Below are 22351 nucleotides of genomic sequence, written 5' to 3' on the forward strand. Positions count from 1 at the left end.
AACCCCGCCCCCTTCGACTTGGCTCAGGGCAAGCCTTCGACTTAGCTCACTTCGACAAGCTCACTTCGACAAGCTCACTTCGACAAGCTCAGTGCAAGCAGTGCAAGCAGTGCGAGCAGGGCAAGCCTTCTAGGGCGGCTTTTGACAATCCTGTTTTTTGTGCTAAAATATTCAGAACAATCAAGTCAAACGACGATGCTTGTTCTCGAGTTCAAAGTCAAAGGTAAACCCCACCAATACGCAGCGATTGACGAAGCGATCCGAACCGCACAGTTCGTTCGCAACAAGGCACTGCGCTATTGGATAGATAACCGAGGTGTTAACAAATACGACCTCAACAAATACTGTCGAGTCCTGGCTCGAGAGTATGGCTTTGCCCGAGAACTCAACAGCACGGCTCGTCAAGCCTCAGCCGAACGCGCTTGGTCGGCAATTTCTCGTTTTTTCGAGAACTGTCGCAAGTCTGTTCCTGGACACAAAGGATATCCCAAGTTCAAGAAAAACAGTCGTTCTGTCGAGTACAAAACTTCAGGTTGGAAGTTACTCGACCCCAAGCATATTGTCTTTACGGATAAGAAAAATATAGGACGACTAAAACTGGTTGGAACTTGGGATTTGGCGTTTTACAGTACAGAACAAATTAAACGGGTTCGACTGGTTCGCAGGGCTGACGGTTACTACGCACAGTTCTGCGTTAGTGTCGAGGTTCGAGAAACACTCGAACCGTCAGGAAATACCGTGGGGTTGGATGTCGGACTCAAGGAGTTCTACACCGATTCAAACGGAGAATGCGAACCGAATCCGAGGTTTTACCGAAACGCTGAGAAAAAGCTGAAACGCGCTCACCGAAGGGTGGGCAAAAAACAGAAAGGCTCTGCCAACCGAAAAAAAGCCGTCAATCGACTTGGACGAGTTCACCTCAAAATAAGTCGGCAACGTGAAGAACACGCCAAGAGACTGGCGCGTTGCGTAATCCGATCTAACGATCTGGTGGCCTACGAAGATTTGAGGATACGGAATCTAGTCAAGAACCACTGTCTCGCCAAGTCGATTCACGATGCAGGTTGGTATCAGTTCAGGAAGTGGTTGGAACAGTTTGGAGAAAAGTTTGGCAGGATAACCGTTGCGGTCGAACCTGCCTATACCAGCCAAGCCTGTTCGAGTTGCGGCACGGTGGTCCAGAAAAGTCTCTCGACTCGAACTCACGTTTGTCAGTGTGGGTGTGAGTTAGATAGAGACCACAACGCAGCCATCAACATCCTGAACGCTGCCTTGAGTACGGTAGGGCATACCGGAACTTTGGTTCGGCTTCGCTCACCGAGCGCAGTCGAGGTGAACGCTTCTGGAGATTTGACCGCTACTTTGGCTGGTGCAAACCTGTCAGAGCAAGTCGGATCGCTGAAGGAAGAATCCTCACGCCGTGATAGCTGAGGAGTGTCAAATCGACGCCGGGTGTCAACGCCACCATTCCCGGTATGTTTTCCGCTACCCAAGAAAATGTAACGACGACAAATTTTCGTTCGGCAAGTTTTACCGCCAGCTATTGATAGACTTCGGGACTGCAATTAATGCCGTTGAAGAAAATCACGACGGGAAACGGGGCGTTTTTGTCGTCGGCGGGAACGATGCCTAAATTTCGCGATCGCTCGTCGTCTGGCAGGCAAGCGGGATAGAAGATTTTAAGATTGAGAGTATCGTAAGGAGATGCTGCACTTTCAATTTTGGCGGCTTCATAAATGGCTCGGACAGTCATCGGATGAAAACTCCAATTTTATGGGTTTATTTTTGCAAAAACTCTGCAAAAAATTTAAATTTATGTTATCATGAAATAATTACTTAAATTTGTCGAATTTAAATTTCAAAATACGATCGCGATCTCCAAATTTATTTTATAGCAGTCCCAAATGAGTCGTCAAAAATTAAAACACTCGAAAAAATCTGATTCCCCGTTCCCCGTTCCCTTCAATTTTGTTACACAACTGATTTAGGATTGCTATAGTATTTTCTCGAACGATCGATTGTCATGACTCTAGCTCCTTGGCGAACCCATTTATCGGGCGCACTCCATCGAAATCGTAGCTTAGTTTATTCGCGATATTTTCAACTGGCGACCGTTCGTCAAGACGGAACTCCAGCCAATCGAACTGTGGTATTTCGAGGGTTTCAAGAGAAGTGCGATCGCCTGCAAATCGTGACAGACGATCGCAGCGCAAAAATCGTTCAAATCCAGCATAACACCCACGCCGAAGCCTGCTGGTATTTCCCCAAAACTCGCGACCAGTTTCGCCTTCAAGGAACCCTAGAAATCGCGAACTTCGAGAGTGCTGACGAGGAGTTACAAGCCGCGAGACGACAGGTTTGGGAAAACCTATCCGACAACGCGCGATCGGGATTTGCGTGGCCGAGATCGGGAGAGGTGCGATCGCCGTCTGAAGCGTTTGAGGTAGACCCCCCGAACCCGAAAACTCCCCTCGACAGCTTTTGTTTGCTGCTTCTCGATCCCTACTGCGTCGATTTCCTGACGTTACGCGGTAATCCTCAAAACCGCTGGATTTACGATCGCCAACCCGATGGAGGTTGGACAGAACGGGAAGTCAATCCTTGAGAAACGGTCAAAATTGGGTTTCGGAAAATGGCAATTTTTCTATACGCTTCACCACAGAGACACAGAGAACACAGAGAGAGGCTTGTCGGATTGGGAAAAATCAGTATTTGAAATGCGGATTCTGTATCAGATCTTTATTGACTATCGAGATTCCCGGTATCTTGAAGATGCCAGGAATCTTATGCCTTTAAAATGCCAGTTTTTTGGGGACGTGAAACCTAGACAGATTTCGGAGAGTCTAAAAAGCCGCGATCGATGAGATACGTCCAGTAGGTTTTTAATAACTGGCGATCGACTGGCGGACAAGCGATCGCAGTATCTTTCAATCCTTGCAAGGTATTTTGACAGTCAAACCTCAATTTGACCACTTGCAAAAGCTCCTCAGACAGAGTTTTCGGAAAAATCGGAAGTAAAGATTTCCATCGTTGAGAGTGCGACTGCTGGACGAACGCTTCTAAGCGCGATCGCCAGGGTTCGTAAGCCATCTGTTGGAGAGGATAGCCAAAGGAAGAAATCGCTTCGATTAACGCCCTCAACTGGAGCGGTTTCGGGTTGGTTAAATGGAAGACTTTATCGCGGTTTTCCGGTTGTCGAGAGAGGTGGACGATCGCCTGACTGACGTAATCGACGGGGGTAAAATCCCACACTGCATCGACATCGGGGGCGCTTTGTAATTGGACGAAGCCTTTAAGTAAAGTATGGAGGAAATCTTGGGTGTTGCAAACTCCCGTTTGACTGTGTCCGGAAATGACGCCGGGGCGATAAATACAGACGGGAATTCCCCGCGATCGCGCGATTTGAGCGATTTGTTCGGCGACCCATTTACTTTGAGCGTAACCGTTGAACAAGCCTCGCCAGCGATCGAATCCGTCGGCTTCCGTTACCACCTCGCGATCGAGATAACTGGGGGAATGCACCACCGACAGCGACGAGATGAAGTGAACGGCTTTCAGTTTCGTCTGACTCGCGAACCGCAACACTTCTTGAGTTCCCGAGACGTTAATGGTTTTGAGGGCAGAATAGGGATAGACAGAGTTGACTAACGCGCCGTTGTGATAGATCGTATCGATGGAAGCGGCGAGATCGGAAAACTGCGCGATCGCCAATCCCAAACGAGGTTGCGAGAGATCGCCGGGAACCGCAACGATGCGATCGCTAAAACGGTCGTTCCAGAGTTGATAATTTTCGAGATTGCGTCGAACGCGCTGTTGTGCGAGGGTTTCGTCAGAGGCGCGAACCAAACAATACACCGTGGCTGGGGTGTTTTGCAGAAGTTCGGCCAACAAAAACGCCCCTAAAAAGCCCGTCGAACCCGTTAAAAATACCTGTTGGGGCGTTTCCACCCACTGAAACTCAGCATTGGGGGCTGCGATCGCTGCATCTAAGGCTACTTCTTTCTCTAAATCCAGTTGCGACGTTGCAGAATTGCGGTTTTCCAACCGTTCGACTAACCCCGCTACCGTCGGCGACTCGAAAAGATCCACGAGGGTTAGTTCCGCCTGTAACGTCGAACTGACGCGGGTTAACAGTTTCGTCGCCAACAGCGAATGTCCCCCTAACTCGAAAAAGTCGTCGTAACGTCCCACGCGATCGACCCCCAACACCGCCGCAAAAATTTCGGCGATCGCCACTTCCGTCGGGGTTTGCGGCGCTACGAAGTTGTCTATAACCGCCATATTTGCCGGTTCTGGAGCCGGAAGTGCCTGACGGTCAATTTTGCCGTGAACGTTGATGGGTAAGGCGTCTAGGGTCACGAAGGCGGCGGGAACCATATATTTGGGCAGGCGCTTTTCAAGGAAGCGGCGCAGTTGCGGCGTCGTCGGCGTCGCGTCGGAGTTGGGGACGATGTACCCGACGAGTTGGCGATCGCCCTCGCAGATGTCGCGATCGAGAACCACGCTGGTTTGAATGTCGGGGTGTTGGTTCAACGCCGCCTCGATTTCGCCGAGTTCGATGCGGAAACCTCGGATTTTGACCTGGTTGTCGATGCGTCCGAGAAACTCCAAATTTCCGTCTTCTCGCAGACAAACGCGATCGCCGGTTTTGTACAAACGCGCCCCCGGAACGGAACTAAACGGATCGTCAATAAAGGTTCGTTCGTTCAAATCGGGGCGGTTGAGATAGCCCCGTGCGATTCCCGCCCCACCGATGTACAATTCGCCGGGAATTCCTAGGGGAACGGGTTTGAGACAGGGATCGAGGACGTAGGTGGTGGCGTTGCGAATGGGGGTTCCGATGGGAAGTTCTCGTCCGCTGCGGTTCTCGAGGGAGAGTTGGGAGAACTCGACGGTGGTGGTAACGACGGTGGCTTCGGTGGGGCCGTAGCTGTTGACGAGGCGCACTTGCGGCGATACGCAATTTTGCCACAGTTCCAGGCGATCGCCGAGGGCTTTTTCACCGCCGATAATCACCAAACGCAGGGAATCGGGGACGGTGAGGCGTTCGGTGGCGATATCTGCGGCCAGTTGATGCCAAAATGCAGTCGGTAAGTCGAGGACGGTGATGTTGTGCTGGCGACAGGCGTTGAGAAATCCCGACATCGACCCCAACCAGCGATCGCTTCGCAGAATTAACGTCGCCCCTCGCGTCAAAGCGGGAAAGATTTCTTCGATCGCCGTGTCGAATCCGAGGGTGGCGAACTGTAACACGCGATCGCGGTCTGAAATATTGTATTCCTCGCCAGCGGCTTCGGTGAAGTTCACCAGCGATCGATGTTCGACGGCGACGCCTTTGGGGGTTCCGGTCGATCCGGAGGTATAAATGACGTAAGCGAGACGATCTGAATTGACGGGAACGTTGGGCGGTTCTGGGGATTCTGCGGCGATCGCGTCTCTGTTGGCGTCTAAGGCGATCGCGTTGGTGCGATCGAACTGGTCGATGAGGGAGGTTTGCGTGACGATCGCCGACGGTTGCGCGTCGGATAAGATGGTTTCGAGGCGTTGGCTGGGGTACGCCGGATCGAGGGGAACGTAAGCCCCGCCTGCTTTGAGGATACCCAACAGTCCCACGAACAGATCGATCGACCGTTCTAAACACAACGCCACTAAGCATTCGGGTTGAATTCCCTGTTTTTGAAGATAGCGGGCGAATTGGTTAGCTTGGCGATCGAGATCGCGGTAGGTGAGTTGACGATCGCCGCACACGAGGGCGATCGCGTCGGGGGTTTTTTGAACTTGCGCCTCGAATAACTGGTGAATGCAACCTTGAGGGATTTCGAGAAGGGTTGGCGGTTGTTTCGACAGAATCTGTTGTGCTTCGGTCGGGGTTAAAATGGGCAGGTCTAAAATAGACGTATTGGGTTCGGCGATCGCGGCGTTCAACAGGGTTTGGAAATGTCCCAACAGCCGAAGCATCGTCGTTTCGTCAAAGAGATCGGTGTTGTATTCTAATTTTCCGATCAGTCCGATGTCGGCTTCGACGAGGTGAAAGGTCAGATCGAATTGGGCGGTTTGATTGTCGATGCGCGAATGGCTGACATTTAACCCCGGAAGTTCGATATTCTCGATCGAAAACGCATTTTGCAACACCAGCATCACCTGAAACAGTGGGGCGTAGGCGATGTTTCGCGTCAGGTGGAGTTTGTCTACGAGGGTTTCAAAGGGTAGAGTTTGATGGGCTAACGCCCCGAGAACCGTTTGCTTGACGCGATCGAGGAGTTGGCGAAAACTGGGATTTCCCGACAAATCGGATCGGAAAACCAGGGTGTTGATAAAACAGCCGATTAACGATTCGACTTCCGGTTGGTGGCGGTTGGCGATGGGAGAACCCACGAGAATGTCTTCCTGGCTGGTGTAGCGAAATAACAGGGTTTGCAATCCCGCCAACAATGTGGTAAACAGGGTGGTTTCTGCTTGTTGAGATAGAGTTTTCAGTCCGTCAACCAGGGTTTTTGGAAGTAAAAACGAGAGAGTTTTTCCGGTAAACGATTGAACCGTGGGGCGAGGGCGATCGCTGGGAAGTTGTAAAACATCGGGGGCGTTTTTTAAGGTTTGTTTCCAATAGCTGAGTTCGCGATCGAGACTATCTCCTTGAAAATACTGTCGTTGCCAATTGGAAAAGTCGGCGTATTGGACGGAGAGTTCGGGAAGTGGCGAAGGTTTCCCTTGAGAAAATGCCCCATACAACGCACTGAGTTCGCGGAAAAAGACGCCGATCGACCAAGCATCGACGGCGATATGATGTAGGGTTAAAACTAAGGTATGGTTGGTGTTGTCGAGTCGAAAAAGTTGGACGTTCCAACACCAATCTTTATCTAATTTGACGGGTTGACACGCCTGTTGAATACCGATTTCGCGCACTCGTTCGTCTTGTTGGCTGGGGGAGAGCGATCGCAAGTCGAGAACGGGTAATTTCCACTGGATTTCGGGAGCGATCGCTTGTACGAGTTCCCCGTTTTTATTTTGTAACGTCGTCCGCAAAATTTCGTGACGCCGCACGATTTCTTGAATACTGGCTTCTAAGGCGGGAACGTTGAGGGAACCGAAAATTTTTAAGAAGGTCGAAATATTGTTAGAAACAGCACTTTTAATCCCCAAGCGATCTTGAAACCACATCCGCTGCTGGGCGAAGGAGACGGGACAGTGTTCGATGGTGTTGGAAACTGGCGATCGCTCTCGTTTCGGAATTTTGAGAGAAGAAGAATTCGATCTATTTTTCTTTTTTTGAAGCAGGCGTTTTAAAAGTTCTTGTTTTTCAGGAGAAAGGTTAGCAATGCGTTGAGAAAGATCGGTCATGGTTTGAAAAAAATAACGTTGAGTCGGGCGCATCTCAATAGATGTAAAAACATGAAGATCTGAGTAGGTTGGGTGAAACCCAACAGCCGATCGAGCGAGTACAGAAGCTTGTATTCGATGAATTTACATTTTTGAAATGCACCCGTTGAGTCTCTCTAGATCCCCAAAAATTTGGAAATTCCGTTTTAGAGCAAAGTTTTGAAAAATTAGACGGCGATCGCAGATTTAGACGTGACAAAATCTTGTTTAATTTGATTGAGATGGTGTAGGCTTTCCATCACCCAATCGAACTCAACACCAAAGTCAATTAACGCCGCCACATCATCAACCCCAGCTTGCTGAAGTAAGTCGATTTTCTGTTTGCAGGTTTCGGGAGTTCCGATCAAAACTTTACCGTTGAGATAGGTTTCAAAGCTAAAATCGAGTAAATCTTCCAAATCTCGAGGCGTCAACTTTTCAGGATCGACTGACGCCCAGAGGTCTCCCGCTGATTTAACTACCAAGTCGAAATGGGTTTTTAAGTAGTTTTTAAACGGCGTTTTAACCCGCTGGCGCACGAGGTCGAGATTTTCGCCGATGAAGGTGTGAACCATTAACGCCACCTTGCCAGAATTGGGATCGCGACCGTGTTTTTCTAAAGATTGACGGTAGAGTGAAACCTTCCGCAAAATGTCATCTAAACTCTGGTACAGGGGCGAAGTTAAAATGTTCGCGCCAATTTTACCCGAATCGATAAAGGTTTGGTCAGATAAAGCAGTGATCCAAATGGGAATTTCGGGCTGAAGGGGACGAGGAAACGTACGAACTGAAATGGTTTTGTTTGCGCCGTTTTGAAGAGCGATCGCTTCGCCGCGCCAAAGTTGTCGAATCACTTCAATGTCGCGCCACATAATTTCTTTTTTGTTCTCGAATTTTTCCGGGTAAAACACGAAATCGTTGGGATGCCAACCCGGTGCAAAAGAAAGGCTGACGCGACCGTTTGAAAGGTTGTCTACCATCGACCATTCTTCGGCGACTCGCAGGGGATTTTGTAGCGGAATGACGACGCTTCCCGAACGAATTTGAATGCGTTCCGTTACCGTGGCGATCGCAGCTCCAGCGACAGAAGGATTGGGGTACAAACCACCAAAAGCGTCGAAATGACGTTCGGGAACCCAAACAGCAGAAAACCCGTTGAGATCGGCAAATTTTGCTCCGTCGAGTAACAAGCGATATTTGTCGCGAGAAACAGTCGAACCGTTTCCAGAAAAGTAAAAGAGACTAAAATCCATGAGTTGTTTCTAAATTTCAACAAAGAGATAGATGTAGGGTGGACAATACCCACCGGTATTTCTTCAAAAAATTCTTCTTTTCAATGGTGGGCGATGCCTACCCTACCGCTACTTCAAAAAATTCTTCCTTCCAATGGTGGGCGATGCCCACCCTACCGCTCGAATTATTAACGATTCGAGGAGAATTTCAGATGCAAAATGCGACCGTTATTTTTGAACAAAAGTAAGAGAGCTGGAGACAGCAATTTTGCCCACCAAGGAAGCCGTTTAGGATAGTGTGGATACTGTTCCAAGTAGTAAATTTCGTTCTCAAGAGCGATTCCCTCTCCCCAAGATTCCAAAGTTCGCCCGCGATCGATCCCGAACTGAAATTCAGCATCCGTTTGAGACACCGTATCGTGAATTTTGGTGCGCTTTGCCAGAGACGAACTAATGACATCGAAAACAAATTCAGCCTGGGGAAATCGGGCTTGAAGCTGCGAGACGATCGCTCGGTTTTCTTCCTCCGTCAAATACATGGAAACACCTTCCATGACAATTAAAACCGGCTGTTGGGGAGAAATTTTAATGTCATCGAGCCACGCAAACTCTAAGATTGACGTCGCCATAAAACGATTACGATCGCTCTCTTTAAAAAACTTGCGCCGAAACTCGATGACTTCAGGAAAATCGACATCGTACCAACAGACAGAACCGTTATCGACGCGCTCGAACCGCGTACAAAGTCCACAGCCCAAATTGATAACAGTTGCCCCTCGATACCGCTTCAGGAAGTTTGTCACCAGGCGATCGAACTCCCGCACGCGAATCACAACCCCCAATTGCGACGCCCACCCTTTGGCATATTTTTCAAAGTTATAGCGGGTTCGCTCGACAATGGCGACAGCTTTCGGATCGCGAAACACTCGATCCGATCGCTGCGTTTCCAGATAACGCGCGTAAAGGGTAATCATCAACGTTTCCGCCACGCCCGTAAGCTGTTCGGCAGATTCTATGCGATCGATCGTCATGGTTTTAAACTTCCTTAATTTCGCTTAGAAAACAACAAAACTTAGCCTTCTCGCGCCAGTTGCGCTTGCACTTCCTCGAGAGACAGATTTTCAATTTCTGCCAGGAGTTGCGCCGCTTCCTCAGACTCCTCCGTCTCTTCCTGCTGCGCTAACTGTTCGCTCACCGCACTGGCTAATCCCGCCACAGTGGGAGTTTCCGACAACAACGCCCGCAAAGACAAATCGACAGGATAGCGATCGCGCAACTGCGACATCACCCGCACCGCCAACAGCGAATGTCCCCCGAGTTCGAAGAAGTTGTCTTCTACGCCAACCGCTTCGATTCCCAGTTGTTCTTGCCAAAGTTGCGCGATCGCCGCTTCGATGTCGTTGCGCGGTGCCACGTACTCCGTAGACTGGGCGGGGCGTTGGTGCGTCGATTTCACGGTTTGGGCGGGTTCCGGTGCCATCGCCTCCGCCATCAGGCTCAAATCGTGGTGTTCGGCGAGAACCCCTTGCAAGTCTTTCGTAGAGACGACGGCGCGATCGAGTCCCCGTTGCAACACTCGCGTTAGCGCCTCGACGCCTTCACGGGGCGAAATCCCCGCCGCGAGGCGAGTTTCGGGGAGATGTCCCGATTCGACGCTCATTCCCACCTCTTGCCAGATATCCCAATCGATGGAAATTGTGGGGCGATCGCACCGCGTCGATCGCTCTCGCGCCACTGCATCGAGATAAGCGTTCGCCGCGCAGTAATCCACCTGTCCCGCACCGCCGACTAAGGCACTGAGGGAGGAAAATAACAGGAGAAAATCGAGGGGCGTATCTTGGAACAAGCTATCGAGAATTTGCGTTCCTTCGACTTTGGGACGCATCACCGTCTCCGCCATGTCGCGGGTTTTCAGGGGAATAATGCCCCCACCGGCGACGCCTGCGGTGTGGAAGACGCCGTGAATTTCGCCGAAGACTTCCCGCGCGCGATCGATCGCTGTTTGCATCTGAGTGCGATCGCCCACATCTGCACTCAATACCAGCAATTTCGACCCCAGTGCCTCGATCGCTTGCATTTTGCGAATTTTGGAAACTATTTGACTGGAAGCATCTTCCTGGGCGACGTAGCTATCCCAAACTTCACGTTCGGGGAAGGCAGAGCGACCCAAAAGAACCAAATTCGCCCCGACAGTTTCGGCGAGAAATTCGGCGATCGCCAGTCCAATTCCCCCCATTCCTCCAGTAATCAGGTAGGTTCCACCGGGACGAAACACCGATTTCGGGGCGCTGGCGTCCAACCGAACCGCCTCATAACTCGGTTCCCAGCGATAGTTTCCGCGATAGGCGAGAGTTTCCGCCACCGTATCTTCGGCGGGTTTCGCCGCCTGAGTCAGCATTTCTCCAATCAGGCGATCGATAAACTTCTCCCGATTTTCCTCGAAATCCGCAACCACCACATCGAGATGGGCGCAAGTCAAATTGGCGAACTCTTGGGGAATCACCCGACAGGGGCCGAGAATCGTGGCTTTCTCAGGACAGAGAGATTCCGTTCCCGTCACCTCCTGCACTTGACTCGAGAGAACGCAGAGAGGATGGAATCGTTCGGCGTGACTTTGTCCCAACGCCTGCGCCAAATACAACAGACTGTAAAAACCGAGAGTTTTGGCGTCTTCCGAGGCTAAATCCTCCGACACCGTCCAGAGATGGGCGAAAACGGGCGATCGCCCTAGAAATTCTAAATCTCGTACCAAGGCGTCGTAATGGTCGCGATCGCCGGGATCGATCGTATAAACATTTTCGCTACTGTGATTGTAGACGGTTCCCGGTTTGACCCGGACGACGCGATGTCCGAGGCTTTCCAGGCGATCGCACAACGCCGTCCCCATCCCAGCATCGTCTACGAACACCACCCAAGACTTCCTCAAAGACTCCCTCAAAGACCCCCCCCTTTCTAAGGGGGGTTGGGGGGGATACGACCGTTTCCACGAGGGAACGTAAAACCAATCGCCTAGATCGGTATTTTTCGTTAAAGTAACGCGCCCATCCTCCAAAGATGCCGGAGGATCGATCCAGTAACGCCGACGCTCGAAGGGATAGGTCGGAAGCGGAACTCGCCGATACGCGCGATCGCCGTAAAACGCCTCGCGATCGACTTCGATTCCCTTCACCCACAGTTGTCCTAACGTCTGCAACAGAAACGCTAACTCGTCGGTGGTATCTTTAACGTGGGGAAGCGACGAAAGGATCGTCTGTTCCTGGGCTTGCTGCTTGGCGAGGGTGCAGAGGGTGCGTCCGGGGCCGACTTCAAGGAAAATCGCCTCAGAATCCGCCAGCAGTTCCCCAACTCCCGCCGCAAACTTCACCGTTTGACGCAACTGTTGCGCCCAATATTGCGGGTTCGTCGCCTGTTCCTCCGTCATCCAAGTTCCCGTAACGTTGGAGATCACAGGAATCTGGGGCGGATTCAATTTCACCTGTTGCAACTGTTCGACGAACGGCGCGATCGCCCCTTCCATCATCGGAGAATGGAAGGCGTGGGAAGTATGGAGGGGAATGCAATCGATGTCTTGCGCCGCCAAGTGCGATCGCAACTGTTCGATATCTTCAACAGTTCCCGAAACCGTCGTCAGCGAAGGACTGTTACTCGCCGCAACCGATAGCGACTTATCTAAATAAGGACGTACCGCTTCCACTGACGAGCGTACCGTAACCATCGCCCCAGGGGGTTGTTGCTGCATCAACCGTCCCCGCGTTACCACCACGCGCAACGCATCTTCGAGGGAGAACACCCCCGCCACGCACGCAGCCACGTATTCGCCGATACTGTGACCGATCGCCGATTTCGGTACGATGCCCCAAGAGATCCACAGTTGCGCGAGGGCGTATTCGATCGCAAACAACGCCGGTTGCGCGATCGCCGTTTGGGTAAGTTTCTCTGAGTTGTCCCCAAACAGAATCGATTTCAAATCCAGTTGGTGTTGGGTTTTCAGAATCTCGAAACAGCGATCGCAAACGTCCCGAAACCCATGGGTTGAGCGAAGCCGAAACCTCGGTTCCGCCTCGTACAGTTTCCGCCCCATGTTGAGATACTGTGCGCCTTGACCGGGGAACATGAAGATAACAGACGGTGTACTGTCCGCCGCTTCTCCCGTCACCAAACCTCCCGATTCCAAACCCGCGATCGCTTCTTCGACAGTTTGCGCCACCCAAACCCGACGATGGGGAAATTTCCAACGTCCCATATCCAAGGTGTAGGCGACATCTCCGAGGTTCAAATTCGGCGAAGTTTTGAGATGTTGCGCCAGGCGATCGCTGGCGTTTTCCAACGCCGTCGCCGTTTTCGCCGACAGAGATAGCAGTTGCGGACGCACTGGCGTTTCCGTCGGTTCCGGTGTCGGGGCTTCTTCCAACACCATATGAACGTTGGTTCCACCGAAGCCAAACGAACTCACCCCCGCACGTCGCGGCGTTCCGTTCCGAGTCCAATCCGTCAGTTCTGTATTGACGACAAACGGACTGTTCTCGAAATCGATTTGAGGGTTCGGTTCGGTAAAGTTAATGCTGGGGGGAATCTGTTTGTGATGCAACGCCAGAACGGTTTTCATCAACCCCGCAATTCCCGCCGCTGCGTCCAAATGTCCCACGTTGGTTTTTACCGAACCGACGCGACAGAACCCTTTGCGATCGGTTTTGGCGCGAAACGCCTGCGTCATGGCTGCGATTTCAATGGGATCTCCCAACGCCGTCCCCGTTCCGTGGGCTTCCATGTAGGAAATGCTGTCGGGTTCCACTTCCGCCATAATCTGCGCGGCGCGAATGACGCGGGTTTGTCCGTCTTCGCTGGGGGCGGTGTAACCGACTTTCTGCGCCCCGTCGTTGTTGATTGCAGAGCCTTTGATGACTGCATAGATGGTATCGCGATCGGCGATCGCATCTTCGAGGCGTTTGAGAACCACCACCCCGATTCCGTTTCCTCCGACTGTACCGTTGGCGTTGCGATCGAAGGCGCGACAGTGTCCGTCTGAGGAGACAATTTCATCGGGAGAGAGCGTCAACTCGCTTTGGGGAACTTTCACCGCAACCCCCGCACCCAAAGCGATATCGCATTCGCCACTCAGCAAACTCTGACAGGCGAGGTGAACGGCGACGAGAGAACTCGAACAGGCGGTTCCCACGCTGACACTGGGGCCGTTGAGATTTAATTTATAGGAAACGCGAGTCGGGAGATAGTCTTTATCCACGCCTACCAACGTCGAAAGTAGTCCCCGAGATTCGATGATGTCTGGGTTGGGGCTGAGGTTATACAACAGGTAGGTTCCCATTCCCACCCCCGCAAACACTCCGATCGCGCGTTTTTCTTCGGGGGAACTGTAACCCGCGTGTTCTAAGGCTTCCCACGCCGACTCGAGAAACAGCCGATGTTGGGGATCCATGACTTCGGCTTCGCGAGGGTTGAATCCGAAGAAGTCTGCATCGAAGCGATCGACTTCTTCTAGTATCGATCCCGCCCGTGGGGTTTGGCTGTCGGAACTGTTGAAGGGCGACACCAGTTCGACGCCGTTGGCTAAGTTTTTCCAAAAGTCTTCGAGAGTTTTGCTTCCGGGGAACCGCCCGGAAAGACCGATTACGGCAATTTCTAAGCCGGTGTAGTTTGAATTCATAGGGATTCACCACAGAGACACAGAGGACACGGAGAGTTTTTATGCAGATCGCGATTTTTGAAACCGCTGTTTGAGCCGATTTTTACCGCGATTGAGTTTGGTCTCGACTTCCTGGTTTTGAGAAGTTAAGACTTCGGTGTTTTCTGGACTTCCCAACTGTTTCGACAACTGCTTCACGGTCGGATATTTAAATAAATCGACCAAGGAAAACGATGGTGACTCCGATGGCAAAATACCCGTAAGCTTCCGATAAACCGAGGTCATTAACAACGAGGTCGCGCCCAAGTCGAAAAAGTTATCGTTGATGCCCACTTTTTCGAGATCTAAAACCTCTTGAAATATCGCCGCGATCGCCTGTTCGATTTCATTTTGAGGCGGAACGTAACTGACCTCGATTTTCTCGAAGGATGCTTCATCTTTCGGAAGGGCGTTTCGATCGACTTTTCCATTTGCCGAGAGCGGTAACGCTTCTAAAAATCGGAACGCCGAGGGAATCATGTATTCCGGTAACTTTCCGCTCAGCCATTGGGTGAGAACCTCCACGTCTGGGGTTTCTTCTCCGTCGCGAACCACGAGATACGCCACTAATTTGGCTTTTTGTCCCGTGCCGATCGCTTGCAAGATCGCCGATTTTATGCTATAATATTGAGTTAATATCGACTCAATTTCTCCGGCTTCGATGCGATAGCCTCGGAGTTTGATTTGGAAATCGACTCGTCCCAAAAATTCCAGGTTTCCATCGGGGAGAAATCGTCCGCGATCGCCGGTTCGATAAATCCGTTCTCCGGTGCGCGGGTGAGTGATGAAATTCTCGGCAGTTTTTTCGGGATTTTTCCAATAGCCTTTTGCCAGTTGAACCCCGGAACAATAGAGTTGACCGGGAACCCAAATCGGACAGTCTTCTAACGCCTCGTTCAAGACGTAATATTTGGCGTTTGCCATCGGTTTTCCGTAAGGAATACTCGTCCAGTTCGGATCGACGCGATCGATCGAATAGCCGATATTCCAAACGGTGGTTTCAGTCGGGCCGCCAATACTCAGAAGTTGGATGTTCGGGGCGAAACTGCGGATGCGATCGGGAAGGGAAACCGGCCACCAATCGCCGCCTAAAATTGCCAATCGCAAACTCGACAAATCCACAGGAGGGCGATCGTCTAAGGTATTGGATAACATCTCCATCATTGCGGGAACCGAGTTCCACAACGTCACCCCGTTTTGCTGAATTAACTCCATCCAATGGGTGGGATCTTTGACGAACTCCGCCTCGGGTAACACGATCGCACCGCCAACACTCAGCAATCCGAAAATGTCGTATACCGATAAGTCGTGATTGAGTGCAGTTAAGGCGATCGCGCGATCGCTTGGGTTCACCTGAAATCGCAGGTTGGTAGACTGCACCATGTTGGCGACGTTGCGATGGGTAATCTCGACGCCTTTGGGCAATCCCGTCGAACCGGAGGTATAAATGACGTAAGCCAAATCGTCGGGAGTCTGTACCCAACTCAAGGGTTCGAGGGTTTCGTCAACGGGTTCGCGATCGATACACAGACAATTTCGAGATTCCAACGTCGGTAACGCCTCCCGCAACCGAGATTGCGTTAAGACGATCGCCGCTTCGCTGTTGTCGAGAAGATATTCAACCCGTTCTGAAGGTAACCCCGGATCGATGGGAACGTAAGGCGCACCCGCCATGAGAATTCCCATCACCGCCACGATTTGTTCCCATCCTTTTTCCATAACGATCGCGATCGGATGGTTGGGTGTGGCACCGAGATCTCGCAAGCGATGTCCGAGACAGTTGGCGCGATCGAACAAGTCTCGATAAGTCAGTTGGCGTTGCGGCGCAATAACCGCCACGGCTTCGGGTTGCTGGCGCACGCGTTCGGCGAACCATTCCTGCAACACGACATCGGGAATCGGCGCATCGGTGGCGTTGACGGCGTTCCGCTGTTCGAGTTGCGCCTCGGGTAACAGGTGCAAGTCTGACGCGTTCCAGATTTCATCGGATGTCGCCAGGCGATCGAGTAAGCGACAGTACGCCTCGAACATCGCCGACACCAACCCCTCGGGAAACAGTTCTTCGACGACATCCCAGTTAAACAACAGTGCGTCGCGATCTTCGGACACTTGCACGTCCATCCAGGCTTGCGAGGCTTGGCTGATGCCGTACACCAACTCGCCGAAATGACTGAACGTGCGGGTTTCTTGTCCGGCGTTGGCGAATCCCAAGGTACTGGTAAACACGACAGGCATCGCTGTCGGTGGGGTTCCGTTGCGGCGGGAGAGTTCCCGCGTCACGCGCACGCCGCTAAAGTAACGATGTTCTAAGTCTTGCCAAAGCTGGGTTTGTACGGCACTGGCGCGATCGCGGAAGTTATTTCCCGAAGTGCGATCGACCGCTAACAGCGTTACGGAGGTAAAATCACCCAAAATATCGTTGACCTGTTCGTGCATCGGTAAGCGGTTGAACAGTGCCAAGTTGATGGTGAATTGTGGGGTTTTACTCCAGCGGGCAATAATTTCGGAAAAGGCGGCCAACAACGCGCCTGATGGCGTCAATCCAGCTGTGGCGGCGTTTTGTTTGAGTCGCTGCCAGTTTTCTGGCGAAATGCTGGCGTTGTAGCGGCGACAGTGATGTTTTTCGATCTCTTTGGGATTTTTCGCCAGGGGTAAATCGGGGGCTGGCGGTAGTTTGTCGAGGCGATCGCGCCAATAGTTCTGCGATCGCTCGAACAGTGGGGTTTTGAGAAGTTCCCGTTCCGCCAATGCGTAATCGCGAAAGGAGAGTTCTAGGGGAGGAAGGGTTAACTCGGGGTTTTGGTAGAGTTGGAACCACTCGTCAAACAGCCGAAACAGACTCCAGGCGTCGAATACGAGTAAGTCGAAGCTGATGTGCAAGCGCACTCGCTGCTGGGGAAGGCGCGTCACGCGGAAGTCAAACAGCGGCCAGCGATCGGACGGGATGACTTGGTGCGACATGAACTGACGCAGGGTTTCGAGTTCGCTGGCGACGGCGTCTTCGGTGCGTTCGCGCAAGTCCAAAACTTGCAATTGATACGGGGGAACGGTTTCGAGAATTTGTTGCTGTCCGTCGGGGAGTACGACAGCTCTCAACATATCGTGTCTGGCGATGAGCTGTTGCAGGGTGCGGCCCAGGCGATCGCAGTCGAGATCGCCGCCTTCGATTTCGTAATACCCGTGATTTGAAACGTTCCCCAGTTCTAAAATGCCACTTCTCCCCACCCAAAAGGCGTGCTGCATATCGGTTAAGGGGAAGGGATCGTGACGGGATTGCGGATCGGGGACGATCGAGGGCAGTTCGCGATCGATCGCCGTTATATCTTGGGTTTCTAAACGTTTGAGAATTTCTGATTTATGCTGAGTTAATAAATCGCGAAGTTCGGGAGTTAATGCCCCTTTTGGTGCGTCAATTCGTAAGGAATTCTCGATTTTAGACAGCCGAATTCCACGACTCGACAGCGAGCGTAAAAGTGAGTGTAAATTCACAATTGTCCTGAGTGAATGCGAGTTACGTTTGGTCTGGGTTTGGGTGTTGTCCCGAGAGCGAGATTCGGCGAATTTACGGAGGCGCGTCGAGCAGATCGACTCGACGTTACCGCAAATTCCTTTCAATTGCGATTTCAGCTATTGAGAATAATTTCTAAAACGTGAGCGTAGCATATCACAGCCACTTCAGCAAATGCAAGAGAATCTCAAGAAGTCTCAGGCTTATCTAACCTTATGGCGATATCGTGTTAGAGAAGGATATAGAGGGCGATCGCAGCGCTTCAGTCTTCGAGAATACAGGAGTTTCCGCCTCAGTCAACCGCCACGCGAAACGGTGACAGATGGCTGTATTACTGGGAATCTTTCGCGATCGCACCTGAGGAAAGCCAACGCGGGGATTCTCTGTCATTCCCATGAGAGCGTAGTTTCAAACGGCGATCGCGGTAAATTTAGCGGTGTCAGCCTGACGAACTGCTCTATAAATGATATAAGATGTCATCTGTAGGGATTGCAAAAGCGAATCGAACCCAGTATTATCATCGGGGTAGATTCTTGCAAGACCTCTGAGAGCGGTTGTGGCTTCCTCAAAGCTGACCGACTCGGATGCCCCGTTTCGCAAAATCGACGAGACCTAGCCAAGATTTTTAGTAATCGCAAGTTTTTAACGCGATCCCGCCCCAAACCGAACGGACTTCGTTCGTAATTTCGCTTTTCGACTTTCCGGTTTTTGGGACGTATCGAAAACCCACGCACTCCATAAAAAAATTCCAATCGATCTCGTTTCTCTAGGTCGCGATCGCGCCTGAGAAATGGGAGGAATGGGTATGACATGAAATTTCGAGAAATTCGACCGCTAACCTTTGACCTCGAGCAACGGAGATAACAGTGTTGCAACCTCAACAAATCGGTTCGAGAAAATCCCGTTCGACCCTGGTCGATCTTTTACGCGAACGAGCCAGCACCCAGGGCGACGCCACGGCGTTTACCTTCCTCCGCAACGGCGAAGACGAACAGGATATCTGGAGTTTCGCCGCTCTCGACGCGCGGGCTCGGGCGATCGCCGCTCGATTACAATCCTCTCACCGTCCGGGCGATCGCGTGTTGTTGCTGTATCCCCCCGGTTTAGAGTTCGTCGCCGCCTTTTTCGGCTGTTTGTACGCCGGAGCGATCGCCGTTCCCCTGTATCCCCCGCGACGCAACCATCACCTGCACCGCCTACAAGCCGTTCTCAAAGACGCCGACGCCGCGATCGCCCTCACCACCCAAGACGTGATGGCGCAGATTTCCCCTTGGCTGGCTAAAGTTCCCGCCCTGCAAGGGATTCAGTGGTACAGAACCGACGAGTTCGGTGTGGGGGACGGCGCACTTTGGCAACCTCCCGACGTATCTGGGGACACCCTGGCCTTTTTGCAATACACCTCCGGTTCGACGGGACATCCCAAAGGCGTGATGGTGAGTCACGAGAACTTACTCTATTGCAGCGCCGACCAAGCTTTAACCTGGGAGTACAGCCCCGAGAGCGTCAACGTCACTTGGCTCCCGGTTTTCCACGATTTAGGTTTAATTTACGGGATTTTACAGCCGATTTATCAGGGGATTCCCTCTTATGTCATGGCACCTGTGGCGTTTTTACAGCGTCCGGTGCGTTGGTTGCAAGCCATCTCTCGCTATCGCGGAACTCACACCGCCGCCCCCAACTTCGCTTACGAACTCTGCGTTCAGAAGATCGGGGAAGACGAGCGATCGCAACTCGATCTCAGGTGTTGGAAAATGGCGATGAACGGGGCCGAACCCGTGCGTCCGACGACGTTGGCGAAGTTTTCCGAGGCGTTTGGCGACTGTGGCTTCGACGCCAACGTCCATTGTCCCGCTTACGGTTTGGCCGAAGCGACGCTGAAAGTCACGGCGATCGCCAAATCCGAAAATCCCGTTTCGCTGACGGTGGACGCCGGAGAACTCTCGCGCGATCGTGTCGTTCCCTGCAACCCCAACACCACCGACAGTCTCACCTTAGCCTCCTGCGGTCGCCCAGTTCTCGAGACTGAAATCGCCATCGTCCACCCAGACACCCACAGCCAACTCCCTCCCTACGAAGTTGGGGAAATTTGGGTCGATAGTCCCCTCGTCGCTCAAGGTTACTGGAAAAATGCAGAGGCTACCGAAGCCACGTTTAACGCCAAACTCTCCGACGGCGGCGATCGCGAATTTTTACGAACCGGAGATCTCGGCTTTCTCGACGACACCGGGGCGTTGTTCGTCACCGGACGGTTAAAAGATTTAATGATTATCGACGGCGCGAATTACTATCCCCAGGACATCGAAGCTACCGTCGAATCCTGTCATCCGGGGTTGCGCTTGGGGGCGGGTGCAGCCTTCGCCGTAGACGTCAACGGTCGAGAACGGTTGGTGGTGGCGCAGGAGTTAGAGCGCACTTCCCTTCGCCATCCCGACTTAGACTCTATTATTACCACGGTTCGTCAGGCGATCGCCCAAAACCACGATCTCCCCGTCCATGCGGTGTTGTTGTTGAGAACGGCGAGTATTCCCAAAACCTCCAGCGGGAAAATTCAACGCCAAGCCTGTCGCCAAGGATTCCTCAACCGTACTTTAAATATCGTTCGCGAGTGGAGTTACGACCCGCGCGATCGCACATCGTTTTTACAGCTATCTTCTGACATCGAGGCGGTGACGAAAAAACTGCAAGAACCGCCCGAACCCCCAAAAAGCGATCGCCAACTCTCCGCCAGCGAGGTCGAAACCTGGCTCAAACAGAAACTCGCCCGTCAACTCGATATTGCCTTAGAAGACATCGACACGCAACAATCCTTGGCCTATCACGGGTTGACCTCGCAAGGGGCGATCGCACTGCTTGCAGAACTCGAAACGGAATTTTCGCGATCGCTGACGCCCACTGTTCTGTGGAATTATCCCACGATCGCAGGGTTGTCGTGCCACATCGCAGGGGAAGAGACTGTCGAAGAGTCCACGCCGACGGTACATCCGACGCCTTCTCAACCCGCCCGTTCTCCCTCGACAGACACCGATGCGATCGCCATTATCGGGATGGGTTGTCGTTTTCCCGGTGCGTCCAGTCCCGAGGAATTTTGGGATCTCGTCAAACAGGGGAAAGACGCCATCGGTGAAGTTCCGCGCGATCGCTGGGATCGCGATCGCTTCCCCCGCGATAAAAAAGGCGTCCATCAAGGCGGATTTATCGAAGGCGTCGATCGCTTCGATCCCGAGTTTTTCGGGATTTCCCACCGCGAAGCCACTCGCATGGATCCCCAACAACGGCTGTTGATGGAAGTGACTTGGAACGCTTTAGAACACGCGGGAATTCGCCCCGACAGCCTCGTGGGAAGCGAAACGGGGGTTTTTGTCGGCGTCGCCTCTCAAGACTATGGTTGGTTACAACTGGAGAACTTCGACAATATCGACGCTTACGCAGGAACCGGGAACGCCTACAGCATCACCGCCAACCGTCTGTCTTATTGGTTGGATTTACGCGGTCCGAGTATGGCGATCGACACCGCCTGTTCTGCGTCTCTCCTCGCCGTCCACACCGCCGCCCAAAACCTGCGATTGCAAGAGTGCGATCTCGCGATCGCCGGAGGGGTAAACCTTATTCTCAACCCCCGTTTGAATTTAGCCTTTTCCGACGCGGGAATGATGGCCTCAGACGGTCGGTGTAAGACCTTCGACGCGCGGGCTGACGGCTACGTTCGCAGTGAAGGTTGCGGATTGGTGATTCTCAAACGCCTGTCCGACGCCCAACGGGACGGCGATCGCATTTTAGCGGTGTTGCGCGGAACCGCCACCAACCAAGACGGACGCAGTAACGGACTCACCGCCCCCAACGGAATGTCGCAACGAGATGCGGTGCGTAAAGCCCTCGATCGCGCTGGAGTCGAACCCCATGAAATTGGCTACGTCCAAGCCCACGGAACGGGGACTTCCCTCGGCGATCCTATCGAACTGTCCGCCCTCAAAGCCGTTCTCAACACCGGGCGATCGCCCCAGGATACCTGTTGGATCGGATCGGTAAAAGCCAATATCGGACATTTGGAAGCGGCGGCGGGAATCGCCGGACTCATCCAAACAGTTTTGGTTCTCCAACACGGCGAAATTCCCGCCCAACCGCATTTTCAGAAACTCAACCCCCTCATCGACCTCGAGGGGACGCCCTTCAAAATTTCCACCCAGCATCAACCGTGGGTGGCGCGAACGCCACGCCGTTTGGCGGGGGTCAGTTCCTTCAGTTTTGGCGGAAGTAACGTCCATGTCATCGTAGAAGAAGCCCCAGTTCGTCCGATCGATCCGCCTCGCCCAACCCGCGATCGCCCGTTGCATCTGCTGATGCTTTCCGCCCACCGACGCGAGGCGTTAACGGAATTGGCCTTCAAGATGCGATCGCATCTCCAAACTGCGCCGGAAACCGATCTCGCCGATATCTGTTACACCGCCAACGCCCACCGAACCACGTTTCGACATCGCCTCGCTATTATCCCCCAATCCCCCCCAACCCCCCTTACCAAGGGGGGCGAAGGGGGGATGCAGGGGGGCGAAGGGGAGATTGAGGGGATGCGGGAACGCT

The 22351-nt window shown here is 52.6% G+C and carries 10 protein-coding genes; 4 read left to right on the plus strand and 6 right to left on the minus strand.

All coding sequences use genetic code 11. The features are described 5' to 3' along the window. Positions 1-195 precede the first annotated feature (195 nt). The gene (locus GEI7105_RS0112795) at positions 196-1431 is read left to right on the plus strand and encodes an RNA-guided endonuclease InsQ/TnpB family protein (RefSeq protein WP_017660855.1); all 1236 of its coding nucleotides are present in this window, start codon (positions 196-198) and stop codon (positions 1429-1431) included. A 109-nt stretch (positions 1432-1540) separates the two neighbouring features. Here GEI7105_RS0112795 and GEI7105_RS30310 read toward each other — a convergent pair whose 3' ends face one another. After that, entirely contained in the window at positions 1541-1753 is a 213-nt protein-coding gene (locus GEI7105_RS30310) for a hypothetical protein (RefSeq protein ID WP_017660856.1), read from the minus strand. A 270-nt stretch (positions 1754-2023) separates the two neighbouring features. Here GEI7105_RS30310 and GEI7105_RS0112810 point away from each other — a divergent pair, with 270 nt between their 5' ends. Then, positions 2024-2605 (plus strand): Npun_F5749 family FMN-dependent PPOX-type flavoprotein, encoded by a 582-nt coding sequence (locus GEI7105_RS0112810; protein ID WP_017660857.1) that lies wholly within the window; start codon positions 2024-2026, stop codon positions 2603-2605. A gap of 218 nt (positions 2606-2823) precedes the next feature. Here the strand turns inward: GEI7105_RS0112810 and GEI7105_RS0112820 are convergent, their stop codons facing one another. From GEI7105_RS0112820 to GEI7105_RS0112840, 5 genes are all read right to left on the minus strand, one after another. Further along, on the minus strand, positions 2824-7338 hold the full coding sequence (locus tag GEI7105_RS0112820; RefSeq protein WP_026097628.1) for a non-ribosomal peptide synthetase family protein: 4515 nt from the start codon (positions 7336-7338) through the stop codon (positions 2824-2826). Positions 7339-7544: 206 nt separating this feature from the next. Next, positions 7545-8609 carry an LLM class flavin-dependent oxidoreductase gene (locus GEI7105_RS0112825; RefSeq protein ID WP_017660859.1) on the minus strand — a complete coding sequence of 355 codons (1065 nt, stop codon included), beginning with the start codon at positions 8607-8609 and terminating at the stop codon, positions 7545-7547. A 167-nt stretch (positions 8610-8776) separates the two neighbouring features. Then, a complete protein-coding gene (locus tag GEI7105_RS0112830; protein ID WP_017660860.1) occupies positions 8777-9619 on the minus strand; it encodes a class I SAM-dependent methyltransferase in 843 nt (280 codons plus the stop codon). Positions 9620-9660: 41 nt separating this feature from the next. After that, on the minus strand, positions 9661-14250 hold the full coding sequence (locus tag GEI7105_RS0112835) for a type I polyketide synthase (protein ID WP_017660861.1): 4590 nt from the start codon (positions 14248-14250) through the stop codon (positions 9661-9663). Between the two features lie 39 nt (positions 14251-14289). After that, complete coding sequence (locus tag GEI7105_RS0112840) at positions 14290-17757, minus strand: non-ribosomal peptide synthetase (RefSeq protein WP_026097629.1); 3468 nt, start codon at positions 17755-17757, stop codon at positions 14290-14292. Positions 17758-17950: 193 nt separating this feature from the next. Between GEI7105_RS0112840 and GEI7105_RS37230 the strand changes: the two genes are divergently transcribed. Further along, on the plus strand, positions 17951-18262 hold the full coding sequence (locus GEI7105_RS37230; RefSeq protein WP_144053784.1) for a hypothetical protein: 312 nt from the start codon (positions 17951-17953) through the stop codon (positions 18260-18262). Between the two features lie 383 nt (positions 18263-18645). After that, positions 18646-22351: beta-ketoacyl synthase N-terminal-like domain-containing protein (locus GEI7105_RS30315; protein ID WP_158413199.1), on the plus strand; the 3706-nt coding region annotated here is incomplete at its 3' end.

This window comes from Baaleninema simplex PCC 7105 (assembly GCF_000332355.1).
In the GTDB taxonomy this organism is placed as follows: Bacteria; Cyanobacteriota; Cyanobacteriia; order Cyanobacteriales; family Geitlerinemataceae; genus Baaleninema; species Baaleninema simplex.